General features: G+C 74.3%; 16 protein-coding genes and 1 pseudogene. 7 read left to right on the forward strand and 10 right to left on the reverse strand.

Annotated features, from left to right (window positions below; genetic code table 11):
• Positions 1 to 1,223: 1,223 nt before the first annotated feature.
• The gene (locus K7I03_RS30560) at positions 1,224 to 1,619 is read right to left on the reverse strand and encodes a winged helix-turn-helix transcriptional regulator (RefSeq protein WP_185940954.1); all 396 of its coding nucleotides are present in this window, start codon (positions 1,617 to 1,619) and stop codon (positions 1,224 to 1,226) included.
• Between the two features lie 139 nt (positions 1,620 to 1,758).
• On the opposite strand from K7I03_RS30560, the gene K7I03_RS30565 reads away from it, so the two are divergent.
• The gene (locus K7I03_RS30565) at positions 1,759 to 2,649 is read left to right on the forward strand and encodes an NAD(P)-dependent oxidoreductase (protein WP_185940955.1); all 891 of its coding nucleotides are present in this window, start codon (positions 1,759 to 1,761) and stop codon (positions 2,647 to 2,649) included.
• 61 nt (positions 2,650 to 2,710) lie between these two features.
• Here K7I03_RS30565 and K7I03_RS30570 read toward each other — a convergent pair whose 3' ends face one another.
• Complete coding sequence (locus K7I03_RS30570; RefSeq protein WP_185940956.1) at positions 2,711 to 4,033, reverse strand: MFS transporter; 1,323 nt, start codon at positions 4,031 to 4,033, stop codon at positions 2,711 to 2,713.
• A gap of 95 nt (positions 4,034 to 4,128) precedes the next feature.
• On the opposite strand from K7I03_RS30570, the gene K7I03_RS30575 reads away from it, so the two are divergent.
• On the forward strand, positions 4,129 to 4,713 hold the full coding sequence (locus K7I03_RS30575; RefSeq protein WP_185940957.1) for a CGNR zinc finger domain-containing protein: 585 nt from the start codon (positions 4,129 to 4,131) through the stop codon (positions 4,711 to 4,713).
• A 67-nt stretch (positions 4,714 to 4,780) separates the two neighbouring features.
• Here K7I03_RS30575 and K7I03_RS30580 read toward each other — a convergent pair.
• Both K7I03_RS30580 and paaK read right to left on the reverse strand, forming a co-directional pair.
• Positions 4,781 to 7,209: pseudogene (locus K7I03_RS30580) on the reverse strand (penicillin acylase family protein).
• 105 nt (positions 7,210 to 7,314) lie between these two features.
• Positions 7,315 to 8,601 (reverse strand): phenylacetate--CoA ligase PaaK, encoded by a 1,287-nt coding sequence (gene paaK / locus K7I03_RS30585; RefSeq protein ID WP_185940958.1) that lies wholly within the window; start codon positions 8,599 to 8,601, stop codon positions 7,315 to 7,317.
• Between the two features lie 210 nt (positions 8,602 to 8,811).
• Here paaK and K7I03_RS30590 point away from each other — a divergent pair, with 210 nt between their 5' ends.
• Complete coding sequence (locus K7I03_RS30590; protein ID WP_004942602.1) at positions 8,812 to 9,048, forward strand: DUF397 domain-containing protein; 237 nt, start codon at positions 8,812 to 8,814, stop codon at positions 9,046 to 9,048.
• Between the two features lie 167 nt (positions 9,049 to 9,215).
• Here K7I03_RS30590 and K7I03_RS30595 read toward each other — a convergent pair whose 3' ends face one another.
• The gene (locus tag K7I03_RS30595) at positions 9,216 to 9,947 is read right to left on the reverse strand and encodes a leucine-rich repeat domain-containing protein (RefSeq protein WP_221902537.1); all 732 of its coding nucleotides are present in this window, start codon (positions 9,945 to 9,947) and stop codon (positions 9,216 to 9,218) included.
• Between the two features lie 121 nt (positions 9,948 to 10,068).
• On the opposite strand from K7I03_RS30595, the gene K7I03_RS30600 reads away from it, so the two are divergent.
• Entirely contained in the window at positions 10,069 to 10,569 is a 501-nt protein-coding gene (locus tag K7I03_RS30600; protein WP_185940959.1) for a hypothetical protein, read from the forward strand.
• Between the two features lie 61 nt (positions 10,570 to 10,630).
• On the opposite strand, the gene K7I03_RS30605 is transcribed toward K7I03_RS30600, so the two are convergent.
• Both K7I03_RS30605 and K7I03_RS30610 read right to left on the reverse strand, forming a co-directional pair.
• On the reverse strand, positions 10,631 to 12,682 hold the full coding sequence (locus K7I03_RS30605; protein WP_185940960.1) for an N-acetylmuramoyl-L-alanine amidase: 2,052 nt from the start codon (positions 12,680 to 12,682) through the stop codon (positions 10,631 to 10,633).
• 226 nt (positions 12,683 to 12,908) lie between these two features.
• The gene (locus K7I03_RS30610; RefSeq protein ID WP_185940961.1) at positions 12,909 to 14,024 is read right to left on the reverse strand and encodes an aminoglycoside phosphotransferase family protein; all 1,116 of its coding nucleotides are present in this window, start codon (positions 14,022 to 14,024) and stop codon (positions 12,909 to 12,911) included.
• A gap of 355 nt (positions 14,025 to 14,379) precedes the next feature.
• Between K7I03_RS30610 and K7I03_RS30615 the strand changes: the two genes are divergently transcribed.
• Positions 14,380 to 15,879: a DNA-binding protein NsdB gene (locus tag K7I03_RS30615; RefSeq protein WP_185940962.1), complete on the forward strand. Its 1,500-nt coding sequence runs from the start codon at positions 14,380 to 14,382 to the stop codon at positions 15,877 to 15,879.
• Between the two features lie 61 nt (positions 15,880 to 15,940).
• Here the strand turns inward: K7I03_RS30615 and K7I03_RS30620 are convergent, their stop codons facing one another.
• Entirely contained in the window at positions 15,941 to 17,386 is a 1,446-nt protein-coding gene (locus K7I03_RS30620) for a PP2C family protein-serine/threonine phosphatase (RefSeq protein WP_185940963.1), read from the reverse strand.
• 347 nt (positions 17,387 to 17,733) lie between these two features.
• On the opposite strand from K7I03_RS30620, the gene K7I03_RS30625 reads away from it, so the two are divergent.
• On the forward strand, positions 17,734 to 19,161 hold the full coding sequence (locus K7I03_RS30625; protein ID WP_185940964.1) for a HEAT repeat domain-containing protein: 1,428 nt from the start codon (positions 17,734 to 17,736) through the stop codon (positions 19,159 to 19,161).
• A 132-nt stretch (positions 19,162 to 19,293) separates the two neighbouring features.
• Positions 19,294 to 19,506, forward strand: coding sequence for a DUF5302 domain-containing protein (locus K7I03_RS30630; RefSeq protein WP_185940965.1), 213 nt, complete (start codon positions 19,294 to 19,296; stop codon positions 19,504 to 19,506).
• 57 nt (positions 19,507 to 19,563) lie between these two features.
• Here the strand turns inward: K7I03_RS30630 and K7I03_RS30635 are convergent, their stop codons facing one another.
• Positions 19,564 to 20,787, reverse strand: coding sequence for a beta-ketoacyl-[acyl-carrier-protein] synthase family protein (locus K7I03_RS30635; RefSeq protein ID WP_185940966.1), 1,224 nt, complete (start codon positions 20,785 to 20,787; stop codon positions 19,564 to 19,566).
• The gene (locus tag K7I03_RS30640; RefSeq protein ID WP_185940967.1) at positions 20,784 to 21,062 is read right to left on the reverse strand and encodes an acyl carrier protein; all 279 of its coding nucleotides are present in this window, start codon (positions 21,060 to 21,062) and stop codon (positions 20,784 to 20,786) included. The genes K7I03_RS30635 and K7I03_RS30640 overlap by 4 nt, the downstream gene beginning before the upstream one ends.
• Between the last annotated feature and the right edge of the window lie 41 nt (positions 21,063 to 21,103).

Raw genomic sequence — 21,103 nt, forward strand, 5'->3', positions numbered from 1 at the left:
TGGGGCGGTTGTGCACCAGTGTGGAGCGGGGGAGCGGGGAGAGCGATGACCGCGGAGGTAATGGCGCGGTGGACCCCTCAGCCTCCGCCACCCCGCCGCCCGCCCCCCCAACTCCCGTGACGGCACGAGATTAAGCCGCCCGATCGCCTCGTTGACGTCCTTCGGCCAGAACCACAGCCGGTACACCGGCGGCACCCGGAAGTAGTCCTCGGGGCCGAAGAGTTCGCGGGTGCGGAGGTCGGCGCAGTAGCGTTCGCGCCAGGAGAAGGACTCGCCGGGGCGGAGCGGCGTGCCGTCGACGATCTTCTGAGTGACCTCGTGCAGCCTCTCCAGGGCCCGGTACTCGTACCCCAGCAGGGTGGCCGGCTCCTTCCAGATGCCCTTCTTCCCCTTCACCGCCTTCTCGGCGGCCTCCAGGGTCATCGGCAGATCGAGCTCCCCGGGGATGGAGGGGTAGATGATGAACGTGGCGGCCCAGCCGGATTCGATGAGGTCGAAGTTGAAGGTGGAGCGCTGCCGCCGGGTGAGGACGGCCCGCTCGTCCTTCGAGTAGTCCGGCGCGACGTAGGCCAGCAGGCGGTGGTGGTCGTCGAAGGGCGAGTCGGCCGTGCGGATGAAGATCCGGCGCGGCTTGTCGCGCGGGGGTTTGCCCTCCGGAACGCCTTCGATCAACCGCTTGTTGATGTTGTCCGTGTTGAACTGGGCCGCCTTGGTGCCCTGTTCGAACTGGAGCGTGCCGGCGTGACCGGTACGGATCTTCGGCAGCAGGAACGCGGCGAGCTCCTTCGAAATGGGCGCCTTGCCCTTCTCGATCCACCCGGCGAGCTCCTTGAACTTCTCGTCCACGTGCTTGGCGCCCTCGGCGGACTTCGCCGTCACCTCGGGGGTGTCGACGGACAGCATGCGAACGGGCATGCGGATGTTCGGCGTATCGCCGTCATGGACGTCGACCAGGGCGTCGGAGCCCAGGGAGGGCATGGACTCCCCGGCCGGTGACCACAGAACCTGTACGGGATCGATCACGGCTCGCGTCCTTTCCGGCTCCGACCCGTTCCGGCGGGCCCTTGCCGGCCCGCCCGCTCCGCCGCCGGTCCTGCTGACAGCCTCGGCCCGCCCCGCCGGGCCCGCAACCGGAGCCGCCGGCGCCACGGCCGTCGGAGGAGGGCGGCCCTCAGCCCACCGCCCGCACACCGACGCCCCGAACCGCTCCTGCGCCCCGGCCGTCACCTCGGTGCGGGAGAAGCCGGACGGGGACCCTCCTCCCGCCCACCGGCCTCGGGCCCTCCGGTGCCGAGCGAGGCGATGCGCTCCATGTTGGCCGTGCCCCATTCGCCGAGCGGCATGAGGACGTCGAGGAGCGATGTGCCGAACGGGGTCAGCGAGTACTCCACTTTCGGCGGCACCTGGGGGAACTCCTCGCGGTGCACCAGCTGACTCGCTTCCATCTCCTTGAGCTGGTTGATCAGGACGCGCTCGCTGATGCCGTCGACCGCGCGCCGCAGCGCTCCGAAGCGCAGCGGTCCTCCGCAGTGGAGCGCCCAGAGGATGAGAATCTTCCACTTGCCGCCGACGACGGCCAGGGCGGCATCGAACCCGCAGGTGAAGGTCCGCTTCCTCATCGACGCTCCGCACATACTCGTAGGTAAGTACCCGACAAAATTGACGGTACTTGAGAAAAAGTCCGTGCCGGACGGAGCATGGAGTGGCAACGGCCCGAATGGAGCCGGAATATCCATGAAAACGCGCGGAGTTGAGCACATGTCTGTGAAAGACCGCACACCGGTGACCGTCATCGGCCTGGGAGCGATGGGTACGGCGCTGGCCGAGGCGTTCGTCGGGGCGGGGCACCCGACGACCGTGTGGAACCGGAGCGCGGAGAAGGCCGCGCCGCTCGTCGCCAAAGGGGCGCGGCACGTTCTCGCCGTCGAGGAGGCGGTGGCCGCGAGTCCGCTGGTCGTCGTCTGCCTGACCACGTACGACGCCACGTGCGCGGTTCTGGAGCCGGCCTCCGCCGAGCTGGCCGGGCGCGCGTTGGTCACCCTCAACACCGGGACGCCGGACGGCGCCCGCCGGATGGCCGGCTGGGCGCGGGAACGGGGAGCGCGCTTCCTGGACGGCGCGGTCAAGAACGTGCCGCCGGCCGTCGGCGCACCCGACACCCTGCTGTACTACGGGGGCGACAAGGAGGTGTTCGACACGTACGAGGCGACTCTGCGGGTGCTGGGCGGGGACACCGTCCACCTCGGCGACGAGCCGGATCTGGCCGCTCTCTACGAACAGGCCGTGGGCGGCCTTCTGCTGCCCGCCCTCCTCGGCTTCTTCCAGGGAGCCGCGTTGGTCTCCGCGCGCGGCCTGAAGGCCGGCACGCTGGTGCGGTTCACCACCAAGTGGCTGGAGATGATCGCGTCCGAACTGCCCGCCATCGCCCAGGAGATCGACAGCGGCGACTACACCCGGCCCCGGGCGACCGTCGGCATCTTCCACCAGGCGGTCGCCCATGAACTCCAGCTCGGCCGGGAGGCCGACATCGACGTGTCGTGGCATCTGCCGATGTACGAGATGCTCGAACGGGCCATCGCCGACGGCCACCGCGACCACAGCGTCTCGGCGCTGATCGAGACACTCCGGAAGCCGGCGCCACAGGCGTAGACCTCGGCCGTCCCATGCCGTCCCATGCCGTGCCGCATCAGTGCCGGCCTGCCCGCGCCGCTCAGTCGGCCGGCCCGGCAGGGGCGCGGCCCGCGTCGCCCGAGGCGGAGCGGACGGATGCGGCGGGAACGGAGCCGGCGTCCGCCCGTGCGTTCGCGGCGACGCCCGCTCCGGGGAGCCGCCCGGAGCGAGCGGGGCGTGTGCGGCGGCCGCGTGCCGCGCCCGTCGCCCCCACCACCAGCACCAGCAGCGCCAGCAGTTCGAACGCCGCCCCCGCCCACGGCAGCGACCCCAGCCGGCCCGCGCCCACCAGGAGGCCGCCGAGGGCGCCGGCCAGGGTCTGGCCCAGGTAGAGGGCGCTCTGGTTGAGGGCGAGGAGCATGTCGCCGTGCCGGCCGCCGATGTGCAGCAGGCGGTGCTGGATGAGCGGGAAGGCGCACCAGTGGGCGAACCCCCACGCGGTGAGCGCCACAGCCGTGCTCGCGGTGGAGCGCAGGGCGGGGGAGAGGGCGGCGAGGGCGACGGCGAGCAGGGCGACGGACGTCGCGAGGGCGGTCCGCGGGTTGACGCGGTCCGCGAGCCGGCCGCCGGCCATCACGCCGGCGAAGCCGCCGACGCCGAAGAGCAGCAGCAGCCACGGCCGCAGGCCCGTCCCCACGTGCCCGGCGCGGTCGAACAGGGCACCGAGGTAGGTGTAGACGACGAAGGTGCCGACCACCCAGAACGCCGTGACGAGCAGCGCCGAGGGCGCGTGGCGGACGCGGAACACGGCCAGTCGCTGCCGTACCCCCGACCCGCCCGGGCCCGGCACCGACGGCAGGGCGGGCCAGAGTCCGGCCAGCGCGACCAGGGCCAGCAGGGCGACGAAGCCGAACGCCCAGCGCCAGGACGAGAAGTCGCCGATCGCGCTGCCCAGCGGCACGCCCAGGGCGATCGCCGTGGTCATGCCCGCGTAGACGAGCGCCAGGGAGCGGCCCCGCCGTTCGGGCGGGGTGATCCCGGCGGCCACCGCCGACGCGGTCGAGGCGTAGATCGCCGCGCCGGCGCCCGCGACGGCCCGGCTGATCAGCAGGACGGCGTAGGACGTCGCGAAGGCGGACAGGGCGTTCCCGGCCGCGAACACGATCAGCACCGCGACCAGCAGCGTCTTCCGGTCGACGGCCGACGTCAGGCCCGCCAGGATCGGCGCGGCGACGGCGTAGGTGAGGGCGAACACCGTCACCGACTGCCCGGCCGCCGCCGTGGACAGACCCAGGTCGCCGGCCATCGAGGGCAGCAGCCCCGAGACGATGAACAGGTCCGTCCCGATGGCGAACATGCCCAGCGCCAGCAGCCAGATCCGGGCCCCGCCCCCGCCCCTGTCCTTCGAGGTTCCTTCCGCCATGGCCATCATCGCGCCCACCCCTCTCCGTATCCCACCCACCGGAGTAACCGGTTGTGTGGTTACTTCGTTCGTGGCCGGTAACCTAACATGGGGTTATGAGTGCGGAGCAAGAGCGTCAGGACCGCGACTGGGTCTGGTACGGCACCCGGATCAGCGTCGACTTCGTCAACACCCGCCGCGACCGCTGGGCGGGCGGCCGGGAACTCCTGCGCGAACCGGCCGACCTCACGGCCTGGTTCGAGGCGGCCGCGATCGGCCCCGCCTGCATCCCCGTCGACGGACCCCTGCTGGCGCAGGCCGTCGAGCTGCGGGAGGCCGTCGACGCCGGGCTGGTCGCCGTCGTCGAGGGGACGGCCTTCCCCGCCGCCGCCCAGCGGGTCCTCAACGCGTGGCTCGCCCGCGCCGTCGAGAACCCGCCCCGCCTCGACGTACGCGACGGCGTCCCCGTGCTGACGGCCGGCGTCCCGCCGGTGGACGGGCGCGGCGCGCTCAGCCGGATCGCCGTCGACGCGGCGGAGATGTTCGGCGGCACGGACCGCGACCGGCTGCGGATCTGCGGGGGTGACCGGTGCAGCGCCCGGTTCTACGACAACTCCGCCGGACGCCGGCGGCGTTGGTGCTCCATGGCGGGCTGCGGCAACCGCGCCAAGGCGGCCCAGCACCGCCGGGCGCGCGCCTGAACGCCCCCGACGCGCAAGGGGCGCGCCGCGATATCGCGGCGCGCCCCGTCAACAGACCCGTGCTACCTCACCGTTGGGAGACCCGCACCACCCGCAGCCCCGGCGACGCGAGGACGTCCCGCTCGCAGAACCGGCCGCGGATCATCCGGCCCTTCGAGAACAGCTCGGTCTGGTCGCTCGCGTGGGCCGACGCGGGGTCGTCGGACTGGGAGTACGTCAGCAGCGTCCGGGCTGTCACCGGGCAGGAGCCGCCGTCGAAACCCACCGCCTGGACGTAGCTGGTGCCCATGGACACCTCGGGGTAGCCGCCGCGCGGCCCGTCCCAGCGGGCCTCGATCTTGTTCCAGGCGCCCAGCGCCTCCGTACCGCCCGGCACGGGGATCCTCTTCCCCTTCCGCACCACGAACTGGTGCCCGCCCAGCGGCGCGTCGAGCGCGATGCCCGCCGACCGCAGCTCGCGCACGGCGGCGGCCAGCGCCCGCGCGAAGCCCGGCTCCGCCGTGTTCAGCGTGTTCGGCGTGGTCACCGGCCGCGCCGGGTCGAACGGCACCCGCCACAGCCGGTCCGCCGGCACCTCGCGGACCAGTGCGCGGACGAAGCGGTCGAAGAGCAGCGCGCCCCTGCTGCCGGTGGTCAGCTTGCGGTCCCAGCGGGCCAGGACGCCGCACGCCCCGGACACGTCCACCGGCCGCCCGTCCGGGCCCGGCGCCGTGCCGCCGGGCAGCTTCGCGCAGGCCGCCGCCGCGTCCGCCGCGGCCAGGTCCCCGGTGGGCGCCCGCCCGGCGAACTGCTGCCGCTCCAGATCCGCCACGGTCAGCCCGCCGCGCTTCGCCAGGGCGGCCACGTCCTCCAGCCCGCCGCGCGTCCGGAACGACCGCTCGGTGCCGATGTCACCGAAGATCCGCGGATAGCCGGTGAGCGGCCGGTCCGCGTTGGCCAGCCAGGCGCTGTCGTTGGAGTTCTCGGCGTACGGCGCGTCGACGAGCGTGGGCATCGCCGACGGGCCGAAGACGCCCGGCTGCAGGGCGTCCCGGTCCCTCCCCAGCGCGCAGGCGCCGCGCGAGCCGTCCAGCACCGCGAGCCCTGACGCGGGGTACGTCCGCCGGCCGAGGGCCGTACCACAGCTCCGCTGCACGTCGTCGGTGACGCGCGGCAGGATCTGCGACTGCGTGTAGAGGCTGTGCCCGGCGGAATCGGCCGCCACCGTGTTCACCCACGGCAGGCCCTGGGTGCGCCGCAGCGCCTCCCGGACGCCCCGCACGTCGCGCGCCTTGCTGAGGCCCAGCGAACTGTCGAAGAAGCGGAACTGGGCGGCGTTCGGATCGGCCAGGGCGTACACCGAGCCCGGCGTCCACGGCAGCGGCATCTCGTCCCCGAGCCCGGTGACCACGGGCCCGTAACGCGTCCACCACTGGCTGCGGGTGACGTTCGCGAGCCGCCCGTCCTTGCCGCGCACCGCCACGGTGACCTTGCGCTCGGTCATCCGCTCCGGTCTGCCGTCGACCAGGTACGAGCGCGGGTCGCCGGAGACGGGCCTGAGCTCGTACAGGTTCATCGGCACGCCGGTGGCGACGGTGTGGCTCCAGGCCATGGACGCGTTGTGGCCGATCTGGACGGTGGGAGAGCCCAGCAACGAGGCGCCCGCGACGTTCAGTTCACCCGGGATCGTCTGCTGCGACTGCCAGAAGCGGCGGCCGCCGTGCCAGGGGTAGTGCGGGTTGCCCAGCAGCAGACCGCGCCGGTTCGCCGTGGTGGCGCCCGAGAACGCGACGGCGTTCGAGCCCATCCCGGCGTCGTGCCGGGCGGCGAAGTACGCGCGGGCGGCGGCGGCCGGATCGGCGCCCGCCCTGCCGCCGGCGGCGGCCCCGGCGGCCGGGGGACGGGCCCCGTGATCGCGTCCGCCAGCGCGCCCTGCCCGCCGAGCACGGTCAGCGCGTAACCGCGCCGGGCGACGTCGGTGGCGGTGACCGGACGCACCCAGTCCTTGCCCCGGCAGGCCGGATCGGTGATCTCGTTCTGCCGCAGCCAGGCGTCGTAACCGGCCGCCCAGCCGCGCATCAGCTCCCTGGCCTGCCGCGACGGGCCCTCGGGCGCCGGCCGGTCGAGCAGCTTCTCGACGGTCCGGGCATCGCGGACGCCCCGGAAGAAGAGGTCGCTGGAGAGGTTGGTCGAGGCGTCGGAGAGCGAGCGGTCCGGGGCCGCGTCCGGCCCGAAGTACCGGGCGCGCTCCCCGCGTACGGTGACGAAGCCGTCGGCCAGCGTGCAGACCGCGTCGGCGGCCTGCGCCCAGCCGTCGCCGAACCCGAGGTCCGCGTAGTCGTCGGCCAGGATGTGCGGGATGCCGTACTCGGTGTAGCGGATCACCGCCGACAGCCCGCCGGCGGACGGCCGTTCACCACGGGCGGCGTCCGGCGCCGCCGCGGCGGCGGGCAGGGCCCCGGCACCGGTCAGCAGGGCGAGCCCGCCGACGGCCAGGGCGCGGAGCGAGTGACGCAAGCGCAAGATGACTCCCATCGTTGAGGGACGACTCGAAAGACTCCCACGATGGAGTGACGGTTGAGGCGAACGTCTGTACTGCCGAGGCGATTTCGTCTGTACTCGTCAGCGTTCGTCCACGAGACGCCGGATCTTGCCCACCGACCGCTCCAGCGTCTCCGGCGGCACGATCTCGACGGCCACCGAGACGCCCACGTCGTCCTTCACCCGTCGGGCGATCGTCTCCACGGCCGCCGCGCGCTGTTCCGGCGTCGCCCCCGGGCGGGCCTCCGCCCGGACGGTCAGCCGGTCCATCCGGCCCTCCCGGGTGAGGCGGAGCTGGAAGTGGGGCGCGACACCGGGGACCCGCAGCAGGACCGCCTCGATCTGCCCGGGGAACAGGTTCACCCCGCGGACGATGATCAGGTCGTCGCTGCGGCCGGTGATCCGGTCCATCCGGCGGAACACCCGGGCGGTGCCCGGCAGCAGCCGGGTGAGGTCGCGGGTGCGGTACCGCACCACCGGCATGGCCTCCTTGGTGAGGGAGGTGAGGACAAGCTCCCCGGGCTCCCCGTCGGACAGCGGCTCACCCGTGACCGGGTCGACGATCTCCGGGTAGAAGTGGTCCTCCCACAGGTGCAGGCCGTCCTTGGTCTCCACGCACTCCTGCGCGACACCCGGGCCCATCACCTCGGAGAGCCCGTAGATGTCGACGGCGTCGAGGCCGCACCGCTCCTCGATCTCACGGCGCATCTCCGCCGTCCACGGCTCCGCGCCGAAGACGCCGACGCGCAGGGACGTGGTACGCGGGTCGACGCCCTGCCGCTCCAACTCGTCGAGCATGGTGAGCATGTAGGAGGGCGTCACCATGATGACGTCGGGCCGGAGGTCCCGGATGAGGCGTACCTGACGGGCCGTCATTCCGCCGGACGCGGGGATCACCGTGCAGCCGAGCCGCTCGGCGCCGTAATGCGCGCCCAGACCGCCGGTGAACAGCCCGTACCCGTACGCCACATGGACCGTGTCACCGGGCCGGGCCCCCGCCGCGCGGAGGCTGCGGGCGACGAGGCCGGCCCAGGTGTCCAGGTCCCGCTCGGTGTAGCCGACGACGGTGGGCTCGCCCGTCGTACCGCTGGAGGCGTGCAGGCGCCGGATCCGCTCGCGGGGCACGGCGAACATGCCGTACGGGTAGTGGGCGCGCAGGTCGGCCTTGGTGGTGAACGGGAAGCGGGGGAGGTCGGCGGGCGTACGGCAGTCCTCCGGCCGCACCCCCGCCTCGTCGAACGCCCGGCGGTAGAAGGCGACGTTGTCGTAGGCGTGCCGCAACGTCGCCCGCAGTCGCTCCCGTTGCAGCGCCGCCAGCCCGTCGCGCGACAGGCGCTCTCCCGCGTCGAGCGCCGCGGCTGCCGTCATGACCCACCCCCACTGTCCCGACCGATCATTCGGTAGCTTCCTTCCGGGCAAAAGAACCAGCCACCGGCCACGGACGTCAAGAGACGGACCCGGGATTCCCCCCACCCGTCCGGGCGATCCGCCTCCCCGGCCGTCGGCGGCCTGTCCCGGACGCCGCCGGGTCGCTAGGGTGGCCGGACGGAACACCCGCGACGGGGAGGGGAACGGCACGTGGCGAAGAGCGCGACCGAGCACCTGGCGGACGACCGGCGGCAGCGCCTGGACCTGGCCAACGCCACCTGGCAGTCGGGCGTTCCGGGCACGGGGGACGTCCAGATCGGCTTCATCGACGGCTACGTCGCCCTGCGCGACCGGCGCACCCCCGACGTCCCGGCCGTGATCTTCTCCCCGGAGGAATGGCGCGCCTTCGTCGACCTCGCGCGCGAGGGGGAGTTCGACCTCACGTAGGGATCCGGCCGCACACAACAATCCGGCCGCACGTAGCAGTCCGGCCTCACCTGGCGGCGCGGCCTCGCATTACCGGCCCGGCGTCACGTAACGGTCCCGCCTCACACGGCGACTCACGGCGGGACAGGATGTCCGGGCAGGCGGCCGCGCGAGACGAGCGGTCCGGCTCAGGCCAGCACCACACACCCCCGCCGGGTCAGCGCGTCCAGCAGTCGCGGCGCCGGATCGAGCGCGTTCCACCGCAGGTCCAGCTTCTCCAGCGCCGGCAGCTCGGCCAGCCAGCCGGGCAGCTCCGTCAGGCGGTTGGCCCGCAGGTCGAGCCGGCGCAGGGCGGGCAGCCCGCGCAGCGCGCCGGGCACGGCGGTGAACGCGTTCTCGCGGAGCTCCAGTTCCCGCAGCTCACTCAGGGCCGTCAGGGAACCGGGCAGCTCCGTCAGGGAGTTGCCGCGCAGCCACAGCTCGCGCAGCGCCGTGAGCCGTCCGACGCCGTCCGGCAGGCGGGTCAGGCGGGCGTCCTGGGCCCGCAGCTCCACGAGGGCCGCCATCCCGCCGATCTCCTCCGGCAGTTCCGCCAGCCGGTTGCCGCTCACGTTGAGGTAGCGCAATCGGGACAGCCGGCCCAGCGTGGCGGGCAACGCGGTGAGCGCGTTCTCGTGCAGGTAGAGGCAGTCGTCGAGCCCGGTCAGCGCGCCCAGCTCGGGCGGCAGCGAGACCAGGGCGTTGTGCCCGAGGTCGAGGGTGCGCAGGCCGGTCAGCCGGCCGATCCGGGCCGGGAGCTCCGTCAGCCCGTTGTCCGCGAGGATCAGCGTCCGGAGGCCCTCCGTCCGCCAGACCTCCTCGGGTACGTGCCCGAGTCCGCGCCGCCAGTAGTCGAGTGTGCCGTTCCGTATCGTCCGCATCCTCGGCCCCCCGCCCCCCGATCCTCCCGGGGGCGGTGACGGTACCAAGGAGCCGCCCACGCCCCGCCGGTCGGGGTCGCCCCGGGGGCGCCGCGCCTCGTCGGGCACGTACGATGTGGGCATGTCCTTCCTCCGCCGCCGCAGCGCCGCCACCCCTACGGGGCCGGACTTCGACGTCCTCGCCATGGACCCCGGTGACTGGCCGGGCGACCTCGGGGCCGGGCTGCTGCCCGCGCCCGACGGCAGCTGCCAGGGCGTCTTCCTCCGGTACGACCTGTTCGGCGGGCGCGGCCCGGCGATGATCATCGGGAATCTGCCCGAGGGCTCCCCGGCCCGGGAGCTGGAGGAGGGCCAGGTGCCCTTCGAGGTGGCGCAGCTGCTGGCCGCGCTCGGCAACGACGAGCCGGTCACCGTGCTGGAGACCGAGGACACCCCGGTCATGCACGAGGACAACCTGCTGATCGTGCGCCGCCTGAAGTGCTCCGAGAGCCGCGTCTCCTGTACCCAGTTCGACCGCAGCGACGGCGTCCTCGTCACCATCGCCAGCTGGGACCGCCCGATCACGGACGACCTCTACCAGCTGCTCAAGCCGCTCCCGGCCGAGATGTTCCAGACGGGCTGAGCCCGCTCGCGTGCCTCCCCGGGCCGGCCCTTCGCGCCGGGCCCGGGGAGGCACGCGTCCGTCAGCGGTTCGACGAGCGGACCGTCACGTCGTCCGCCCGGACGAAGGCCACCCGGTGGCCGAACTGGATCTCGTAGTACCGGTCCTTCCCTCGCACCACCACGTGCTTCGCGGGGTCGAAGTCGTTCGCGTACAGATACTCCGCGGGACTCGTCTGGCCCAGCACGTACGCCTGCCCGGCGAGCAGCTTGTACGGCAGCGGCGTCACCGCCTGGACCGGCACCCCCGCCGGGTACGCGGCCTTCTCCGGGTACGCCCGCCCGTACACCGGGATCTCCTTCCGGCCCTCACGCGGCGTCACCAGCTTCCCGCGCGCCCCGACCGCCACCGGCTCCCACCAGGGGTCGCGGAACCACGCCCGCTGCCCCAGGTACCAGACGGCCGTCCAGCCCGGCAGCCGGTCGGCGACCGCGAACTGCTGGCCCGTCGACGCCCGGGCACCCGTGTCGTTGACGTCGGTGGTCGACGCGCCGCCGTCCGGCCGCAGCCCGACGTCCCTGACCAGCGGCGCGTCGTCCCGTGGCGCCACCCGCAGCCGGACCGCGCCGGAACCGTGCGGTGCGCACTCCTGGCCCGGCTTCTCGCAGCCGGTGTAGACGGGCTCGTTGTCGTCGTAGTCGGGGCGGATCGTCACCATGCCGCTGAACGGGCTCGCCGTCGCGTGGAAGGGCCTCCCCATCAGCTCGAAGTAGTGCGCCCAGTCCCAGTAGGGGCCGGGGTCGGTGTGCATGCCCTTGATCGTCGAGGGGACGGTGCCGGGGACGTTGTCGTGGCCGAGGATGTGCTGCCGGTCCAGCGGGATGTCCAGCTTCCGCGCCAGATGGCGGACCAGCCGGGCCGACGTGCGGTACATCTCCTCCGTGTACCAGGCGTCCGGGCGGGCCAGGAAGCCCTCGTGCTCGATGCCCACCGACTTGGCGTTCATGTACCAGTTGCCCGCGTGCCAGGCCACGTCCTTGACCGGTACGTGCTGGGCGATGTGGCCGTCGGTCGAGCGGACCGTGTAGTGCCACGAGACGTACGCCGGGTCCCTTATCAGCTGGAGGGTCTTCTCCCAGGTGGCCTCCGTGTCGTGGATGACGATGAAGTCCGCCTTCTGCGAGCGCGGCCGGTCGGACACGTCGTGGTTGCCGTAGTCCGACCCCTCCAGCCGCTGGTAGGGGGCGGGGACGGACTCGCAGGCGACGCTTGCGGGGCACTCGGTGCCCTCGGCCGGGGGCGTCGCCCGCCCCAGCCGGTCGGCCTGCTCGCGGTGCGGGACGAGGCGCGGGGCGGCGGCCAGGGCCACCCGCTGCCCGGCGTCGGTCGTCCGCCGGGCGCCGGTCCGGATCACCTCGAAGACGTCGTCGGCGAAGGTCCGCGCGGTCACCGCGTCCGAAGCGCCCGACCAGCGCGCCACCGCCGCGTACCAGTCGGCGGCGTCATCCCCGGCCGGCAGGCCCAGCCGCCGCTGGGCGTCGGCGAGCAGGGCCGCGCCGCCGCGCACATTGGCGGCGGGGTCCGTGCGCAGCGCCTCGGGCCGCAGCCCGGTGAGGCCGGCGGCCCGCTCCAGGGTGCGGAGCCGCTCGGGGAGCGCGCCGGCCGTGGGCAGGGCGCGGTCGTCGGCCCGGTGCGGACGGGCGGTGTCGCCCCGGGCGTCCTCGCCGGGCGCGCTGTGGTGCGCGGTCCCGGCGGAGGCGGCGAGGGCCCCGGCCGCGTCGGTGAGGTGCATCGGGCCGTACCCGCCGGTGACGCTGGGCGCCCCGGCGTGGGTGTCCCAGCGCGACTGGAGGTAGGAGACGGCGAGCAGGACGCTCGGCGGCACGTGGTACTCGGCCGCCGCCCGGGCGAAGTCCCGCTGGAGCGCGTCCAGGCCGCTCGTGGCGGCTGCCGCGCCCGGGGCGCCGGCCGCGGCATCGGCGGTGGGCAGGCCGGAGACCAGCGGGAGCAGCAGGGCGGCCGACGCGAGCGCGCCGGCCGCCCTGCGGGCATGGCCGCCTCTCCGGTTTCCCCGGGCTCCGCGCGAGGGTCTCGGTGGTGGCGTGTGCTCTGGATCGGGGGAAACAGCTCGCAAGGCAGCCTCCTCGAGGACGGGCCGGGCCGTACCGTGCGCCGGAGTGGTGGCGACCCGAACCTACCAAGCGGCGATGCCGAGCAGACGATCCGTTCATCAGACTGGATCGGGTGTTATGGGCACGTCAACGCCTGGGCTGCGGGAACCTGTTGGACCCCTGAGCCGGAGGGGTGAACGCCGACACGCCGCGCCCGGGGCACGGCGTGTCGGCAGGGAGCGGCGGGCCTCAGCGGGTGCCCACCGCGGCGCGGACGGCCCGTCGGGCCATCGCGCAGTCGTCATGCAGCCGCCGGAGCAGGAGCCGCTGCTCCTCGCCGGTGTCCGGGGTACCCGGCGGAAGCGGCTCCTGCTGGGCCCGCTGGACGGCCAGCTCGTACGTCCGGATCTCGCGGGTGAGGACGAGCATCAGATTCACCAGAAAGGCGTCACGGAACGGCGTACCCGGCGCCTGCGCGTGCTGGGCGATCTGCCGGCGGGCCAGCGGAGCGTCCCCGAGCACCGTCCACAGGGTCGCGAGGTCGTACCCCGGCAGGTACCAGCCCGCCTGCCCCCAGTCGACCAGCACCGGCCCCGCGGGGGAGAGGAGCATATTGGCGAGCTGCGCGTCGCCATGGCAGAACTGCCCCTGGACGTGCGCCAGTCCGTGCAGCAGCTTCTGCAGGTCGCCCATGTCCCGGTCGGTGAGCAGACCGAGCTCGTGGAAGCGGGTGATGTGCTTGGCGTAGTCGAGCGGCATGTCGAACATGCCGACCGGCGGCTGCCAGAGATTGACCCGGCAGACCGCGCCGAGCGCCACCCGTACGTCGGCGCGCGGCGGGGTGTCCGAAGGATGCCGCCGGGTGGCGGCCGGACGGCCCGGCATGCGCTCCGCGACCAGGATGCCCTGCTCGGGGTCCGCGGCGATCATCCGCGGCACCCGGACCGGCGGACGGTGCCGCACGAACGTGCGGTACGCCGCTATCTCCTGCCGGAACCGCTCGGCGCCCGCGGGGGAGCGGTCGAGTAAACACTTCGCCACGGCGCCGGTGCGGCCGGCGGTGCCGACCAGCAGTACGGAGCGCCCGCTGCGGCGCAGTACCTGACTCGGGGTGAACTCCGGGCAGACGTGGTGCACCGAGGCGATCAGCGCGCGCAGCTCGGGGCCGTCGGGGCCGGACAGGTCGATTCTCCCGCCGACCGGCGGTGTGCCGAGCCCCGAACCCCTCCGCGCCCGTCCGCCCCCGAACGCGGCTCCCACGGCGTGGGAGGGGTCGAGGTACGGTCCGCCGCCCTGCGGCGGGCGGATCCGCTGCGGCCGCGGGGGCCGGAGCGGAGCGGACACGGAGGCCGATGCTGCATACATGGGCGGAACAGATCCCTTCGTGTGCCGGCGAATTGCGGCGCGCCCCCGGACCGCCCCCGCCGACGCGGGGACGCTTACCGGCCCTGCCACCCGGAGGCCGGGCCCGTCCCGGAACGGCCGCTCCGCTTCCGAATGCGCGTCGCATTCACGGTGGAACGGTACGAACCGGGGCCGGCCCCCGGCCGTCGCGCACCCTGGGGAATGCGCGCCGGGTGGTCGGGGTGGCGCGTTCCTACATCACACCCGTCGATGGGTGGCACACCATCTGGCGGACCCTGGCGAACCCTGGCGAATAGTCGCCTGGCATCTGAGGGACCGCTACCTTCAAGTCAGCCGAGGAACCTGGGGGCTTGACGTGACGAGGGAACCCAACACCCGCCTTGCGGACCTGTTCGGACTGGCCGGATGGTCCAAGGGCGAGCTCGCGAGGCTGGTCAACCGGCAGGCGGCGGTCATGGGACATCCGCAGCTGGCGACCGACACCTCACGGGTGCGGCGCTGGATCGACATGGGGGAGTCCCCGCGCGATCCCGTGCCCCGGGTGCTGGCCGCCCTCTTCACCGAGCGCCTCGGTCGTGTCGTGACCATCGAGGACCTCGGGTTCGGCCGGCGCGGGCGAGCGGGCAAGGGGCAGTCGCAGGACGGACTCCCCTGGCCGCCCGAGCGGACCGCCGCGGTCCTCACCGAATTCACGGGAATGGACCTCATGCTCAACCGACGCGGCTTGGTGGGCGCGGGCGCCGCGCTCGCCGCAGGCTCAGCACTCAGCGGGGCGATGCACGACTGGCTGCACTCCGATCCGGCGCTCGCCTCGGACGCCCCCCGTTTCGACGACCCTCTGCACCGCGCCTCCTACCCCGGCCACGCCGAGCAGGCGGGCTTCGACCGGTACGAGGCGGCCCCCGTGGGCTCGTCCGAGATCGACGAGCTGGAGCGCTCGGTCGACATCTTCCGCGCGTGGGACGCGGCCCGCGGCGGCGGGCTCCAGCGCAAGGCCGTCGTCGGCCAGCTCAACGAGGTGGGCGGGATGCTCGCGTACCGCCACCCCGAGCACCTCCAGCGCAGGCTCTGGGGGGTGGCGGCCAACCTGGCGGTGCTGGCCGGCTGGATGTCCCACGACGTGGGGCTCGAACCCACCGCGCAGAAGTACTTCGTGATCGCGGCGCACGCGGCCCGGGAGGGCGGCGACCGGCCCCGGGCCGGGGAGGCGCTGTCCCGGGCCGCCCGACAGATGGTCCACCTCGGCCGCCCGGCCGACGCGCTCGATCTGATGAAGCTCGCCACCTCCGGCTCGGGCGAGGAGGCCCTGCCACGCACCCGGGCGATGCTCTGCACCGTCGAGGCCTGGGCGCAGGCGTCGATGGGCCGGAGCCAGGCCGTGCGGCGGACCCTGGGCCGGGCCGAGGAGCTGTTCGTCGCGGACAAGGGGGACGTGCCCCCGCCGAGCTGGATGCAGATGTTCAACGAGGCGGACATGCACGGCATGCAGGCCCTGGCGTACCGCACCCTCGCCGAGCACGACCCGTCCGCCGCGGCCGTGGCGCAGCGCCATGCCCTGGAGGCCCTGCGGCTCCGCGAGGGGACCAACCAGAAACGGTCGCTCATCTTCGACTACATCTCGATGGCCTCCGCCTGCTTCATCGACGACGACCCCGAGCAGGGCGGCGCCTACGCCCGGCAGGCGCTGGAGTCCATCGGGGAGAACTCCTCCCACCGCACCTGGGACCGGCTGCGGGAGATGTACCGGCTCACCGGCAGGTACTCCGGGTTCCCGAAGATCGCCGAGCTGCGGCAGGAGATCGAGCGGGCGCTGCCCAAGGCGCCGGGCGGCCGGGGCCGGACGGCCACGGCCTGAGCCCGGGCGCGCGGCGGCGCACCACCCGAGGCGGCCGAAAGGGTTTCAGGCCGAAAGGTTTTCAGGAAGTGACCCGGGCGACGAGCACGCACGCGTCGTCCTCCCGTACCGTCCCGCTCCACTCCTCCAGGACGGCGCGGACGCACTCCTGCGCGCTGCGGGCCGCGGTGAACCGGGCCGCCAGCCCGGGCAGCAGGCCCGTCCCGCCGTCGGCGTCCGCGCCGTGGGGCGACAGGCCGCCGGTGTGCAGGACGAGGACGTCCCCGGGCAGCAGCCGCACCTCGGCCTGGGCGTAGCCGGCCCCGGCGACGGCCCCGAGGAGCAGTCCCGCCTCCGGCGGCCGCAGCGCGCCCACCCGCCCCTCGCGGAACAGCAGGGGGGCGGGGTGGCCCGCCCGCGCCCACAGCAGGGTGCGGGTCGCGGCGTCGTAGCGGCAGCAGACCGCGCTGCCCAGGGCGGGCCGGTCCGAGACACCGGCCAGGTGGTTGAGGCAGCCGAGCAGCGGGCCCGGCTCGGTGCCGGCCACCGCCATGCCCCGGACGGCGCCCAGCAGGACGGCCATGGCGGAGGCCGCGGCCACCCCGCGGCCGGTCAGCCCGCCCGCGCTCAGCAGGGTGCGGCCGTCGGGCAGCGGCAGGGCGTCGAACCAGTCGCCGCCGACGGCGACGGGGTCCGTGGCGGGGAGGTAGCGGGCGGCCACGTCAAGGGTCCCGCCGGCGTCGGCCCGCAGCGGCTCCCGCCAGGGCGGGAGCACGGCCTCCTGGAGCTCGGCCGCCAGCCGCCGCTCGGCGTCGGCCCGCCGGGTGTGCGCCCGGAGCGAGTCCCCGGTCGCGTCCACGGCGTCCCGGCTGCGCCGCAGCGCGGTGACGTCGCGCAGGACGGCCCACATGGCGGCGGTGCAGCCGTCGTCGTCGAGGACGGGTTCGCCCAGCATGTGCAGGGTGCGGGGGGAGCCGTCGGGGTGGACGACGCGGAACTCGCCGTCGATGGGCTTGCCGTCCACCAGGCAGTCGGTGACCAGCGCGGTCAGCAGCTCCCGGTCGTCCTCGACCAGCAGGGAGGGGAACTCGTCCAGAGTGAGGGCGCCGTCCTCCGGGTGCCGCCCGAGGATCCGGAACAGCTCGTCGGACCAGGTCACCTCGTCGGTGAGGAGGTTCCACTCGGCGCTGCCCGCCGGTGCCGGGAATGCTGCCGGTGCCGGGCATAAGACCGCGGGTCCGTCCCCTACGGTGTCCCCCGGGCCGGGGGTCCCGTCCCGCAGCCGGCCGAGGTGGGTGCCGAGGTCGTCCAGCTGGTGGGCGGCCAGCTCGCAGAGCGCGCGCCGCCAGCGTCCGAGCGGGTCGTCGGAGAGCTCCTCGCCGGCCGTCTCGCGGCGGACGGCGTCGAGGCCGCCTCGCAGCCGGCGCGTCTGCGAGATGAGGGCGTCGACCGCGCCGGGGGCGGACGGCCCGCCCGGCGTGCTGCCCGCCGGGTGCTCCGCGGGTGAGGCTGAGGAAGGGGACGGCATCAGGTACTCCGATGGGGCGGGCGCGGCCGACGCCGGCGTGGTCCGCGAGAGCGGCCGGAAGACCGCGTGGCGACTCCGGAAGACTGCGTGATGACTCTTGCACAGGGGGCGAGGGCCCGTAAGCCGTTTGGCCATACCCGATCCGGTGGTGACTCTGGCATATGCCAGCGGCGTGAAGGGGTAAATCGGACAGAGGCTCGGCGGAACGCCCGACTCCGGGTAGGCTGCGGGCGCTCGGTCCCCGAGTCCCCACAGTTCACCAGGCATAGCCCGGGTGGACACCGGCAAGAATGCCGGACGACGGAAATCCCGTTGCCAGCCGACCCCCCGCACCGGATGCTGACCTCATGTTCGATCCAGACATAGCGCCCAGCGGCACCCTGCTCGGCCTCCTCCAGCGAGGCCGCGGCGACGGGACCCTGCACGCCCTCGCGGCGCCGCGGGCCGAGGCCCTCGCGGCGCTGAACCAGTGCGTGCTCCGCGACCCCCGGCGCGACTGGCAGGTCGAGAACCGGTCCCTGTACTACGCGCGGCTCTACCTGGATCTCGACGGCGGCCTGACGGAGATCGAGGAGCACCTCTTCCACCCGGACGACCTCCTCGACCCCGCGGAGGAGCGCACCGGCCTGGCCCTGGCCGTCCTCGGCCACCTCGCCTCGTACGGACGCGACGACGCCCTGGCGCTGCTCCGCCGCTACGCCGCCGCCGGCGGCAACTGGAGCTGGGCCCTGGACGAGCTGGCCGTGCGCGACGACGACGCCGCCCTGGCCGCTCTCGGCGAGGCCGTCGTCGCCCGCTTCCCGGAGACCCCCGAGGGCGAGGCCGCCCTGGCCGCCGCCGTACGGGACGCCTTCGAGCCCCGCCCCTGGCGCATCTGGGCCGAGGACCCGCACGCCCCCGCCACCGCCGCCCGGGTGCGTGCCGCGCGGGAGCAGGGCTCCTTCGACCGCTGGCAGCGACAGCTCCGCCCGGCCGGTCCCCGGCCCGGCTGGAGCGTGCGCGAGGTGCTCGACTGGGCCCAGGAGGGCCTGGCCCTCCACCCGCCCCAGCAGCGCCACGTCCCCGCGACCCGCTGTCTCAACGCCGTGGCGGGACCCGAGGACCGCCTGGAGATCATCGAGGCCGCCGCCTTCGGCCCGGAGGCCGCCCGCGCCACCGCGCTGCGCTACCTCGCCGAACACGACGACCCGCAGGCCCTGGAGCTCATCGAGGCGGCCGCCGCCGACCCGTCCGGCGCCGTGGCGGACGCCGCCGTCACCGCCTTCGAACGCATGCGCGGCCCCGCCGCCCTGGAGCGCGCCCGCGTCTGGGTGCACCGGACCGACGCGCTGGGCGCCGCCGCCGCGGGCATGCTCGCCTGCCGGGGCGCCGCCTACGACGCGTCACTCGTGCTGGGCGCCCTGCGCCGGGTGGTCCGCACCGAGGGCCCCGACGCCCCCGTGCTCTGGGACCTCGTCGACGGTGCGGGCCGCCTCGTGATCGGCTGCGCCGCGCCCGTCCTGCGCCACCTCTACCGCGAGACGTCCTCCTCCCACCTGCGCGGCCGGGCCGCCCGGGCGCTCGCCGCGACGGACCCGTCGTTCGCCGCCGGATTCGCCGTCGAGTGCCTGTGGGACTGCGAGGAGACCACCCGCGAGCTCGCGGCCCGCCACGCGGCCACGGCGGACTCCCGGGTGGTGGACCAGCTCCGCCGGCTCGCCGCCGATCCGGCCGAGGAGGCCGAGGTCCAGACCGCGGCCTGCGACCGCTTCGGCCCGGACGCGACCCCGGTCTGACCGGGCGGGAGCCCCCGGGGGCTCCCGGCGGGCGGGGCGCGCCTGTTTCGGTGGTGATCCGCGCCCGACAGGCCCCGCCGCGCCCCTTTTGTGCGAAGCTGTGGCGAACACCCGTGTCTTCAGGAGGTATTGATGCCCGAATCAACAGCGGGAGAGCAGGGCGGCGCCGGCACAGGCGGGGCCGCGGAGGACGATGTGAAGCGCCGGTTCCGGGAGGCGCTGGACCGCAAGCGGGGCAAGACGGCCGAAGGGAGCGCCGGCGCCCGCGCCCAGGACGGCTCGAAGGTCCACGGCACCCATGGGAAGGCCGGCGGCCAGCGGTCGTTCCGCCGCAAGAGCGGCTGACGGGCGGGACGGCCCGGGGTCGACGGGCGGGCGCGGGGAGCACCCGGGCCCCGCGCGTCACGCCCGTCGCAGCACCACGACGGCGTTGTGCCCGCCGAACCCGCACGAGTCGCTGACCACGGCCTCGACGCGGCACGGCCGCGCCTCCTTCGCCACCACATCCAAATCCAGTTCCGGATCGAGGCGTTCGAGGTTGGCGGTGGGCGGGACGAGCTGGTGCTCCAGCGTCAGCACGCCCAGCGCCGCCTCGACGGCCCCGGCGGCCCCGAGCATGTGCCCGGTCACGCCCTTCGCGGAGGTCACCGGCGGCGGACGGCGGCCGAACACCCGGCTGAGCGTGTGTCCCTCGATCCGGTCGTTCATCGGGGTCGAGGTGCCGTGCGCGTTGACGTGTCCGATGTCCGCCGGCTCCAGCCCGGCGTCCGCGAGCGCGGCCCTGAACGCCCGTTCAAGACCGGCCCCCTCGGGGTGCGCGGCGGCGTGGTGGTAGCCGTCGGTGGAGGTGCCGTGCCCGGCCAGCAGCGCCCGCACCGGGGCGCGCCGGGCGCGGGCGTCGGAGAGCCGTTCGAGGACGAGGATCCCGGCCCCCTCGGCGAGGACGAACCCGTCCCGGTCGGCGTCGAACGGCCGGCTGGCCCCGGCCGGGTCGTGCAGCCGGGTGGAGAGCGCCTTCATCTGCGAGAACGACACCGACGACATGGGGTGGCAGGGGGCCTCGGCCCCGCCGGCCAGCACCACGTCGCAGCGGCCCGCCAGCAGCAGGTCCCGGGCCGCGCCCAGGGCGGTCGCCCCCGAGGCGCAGGCCGTGGTCACCGCCATGCTCGGCCCGAGGGCCTGGAGCGCGATGCCGATCTCGCCCGCAGCCGCGTTCACGGTGGTCCGGGGGACGGTGAGCGGTGAGACGCCCTCGAAGTCGGCCCGCAGCAGCTTGGTGAAGCTCCGCGCCGCCGTCTCCTTGCTCTCCGTTCCGACGCCCACGACGACGCCGACGCGGGCGCCGTCCCACGTCGCCGGATCGAGGCCGGCGTCGGCGACGGCCTCCCGGGCGGCGGTCAGGGCCAGGTGGGCGAAGCGGTCCATGCGCCACGTCTGGCGGCCGACCACGGCCCGGACGTCGTAGGCGGGGACCCGGCAGCTGATCGGGACCGGCATGCCCGCGAGTTCGGGGTCGACGGCGGCGGTCGGCTTCCCGGAGCACACTCCCCGCCAGGTCGCCTCGGTCCCCACCCCGGCGGGGGTGACCAGCCCCAGGCCGGTGACCGCGACCGCACCGGCGGTCACGCGGACGGGCCCGAGGGTCCGGCGACCGACTGGGGTGCCCGCTGGGCCGCCTCCACCGCGGCCACCGCCTCGGCGAACGTGGTGCGCAGGGAGAGCGGGTCGTCACCGGACGGGATCCGCAGACCCAGGTCGTCCTTCAGCACGCACATCAGCTCCACCAGGGCGAGCGAGTCCATGCCGAGGTCTTCCATGGTGCTGTCGGGGCGGATGCTCTCCGTCGGGATGTCGAAGTACCGGCCCATGCAGGATCTGATGGGCTCGTAGAGAGACGTCATGCCTGTTCCTCACTGCCGAGGGCCCGGGGGCCGAAGGGAGG

Origin of the sequence: Streptomyces mobaraensis (assembly GCF_020099395.1) — a bacterium.
Classification (GTDB): domain Bacteria; phylum Actinomycetota; class Actinomycetes; order Streptomycetales; family Streptomycetaceae; genus Streptomyces.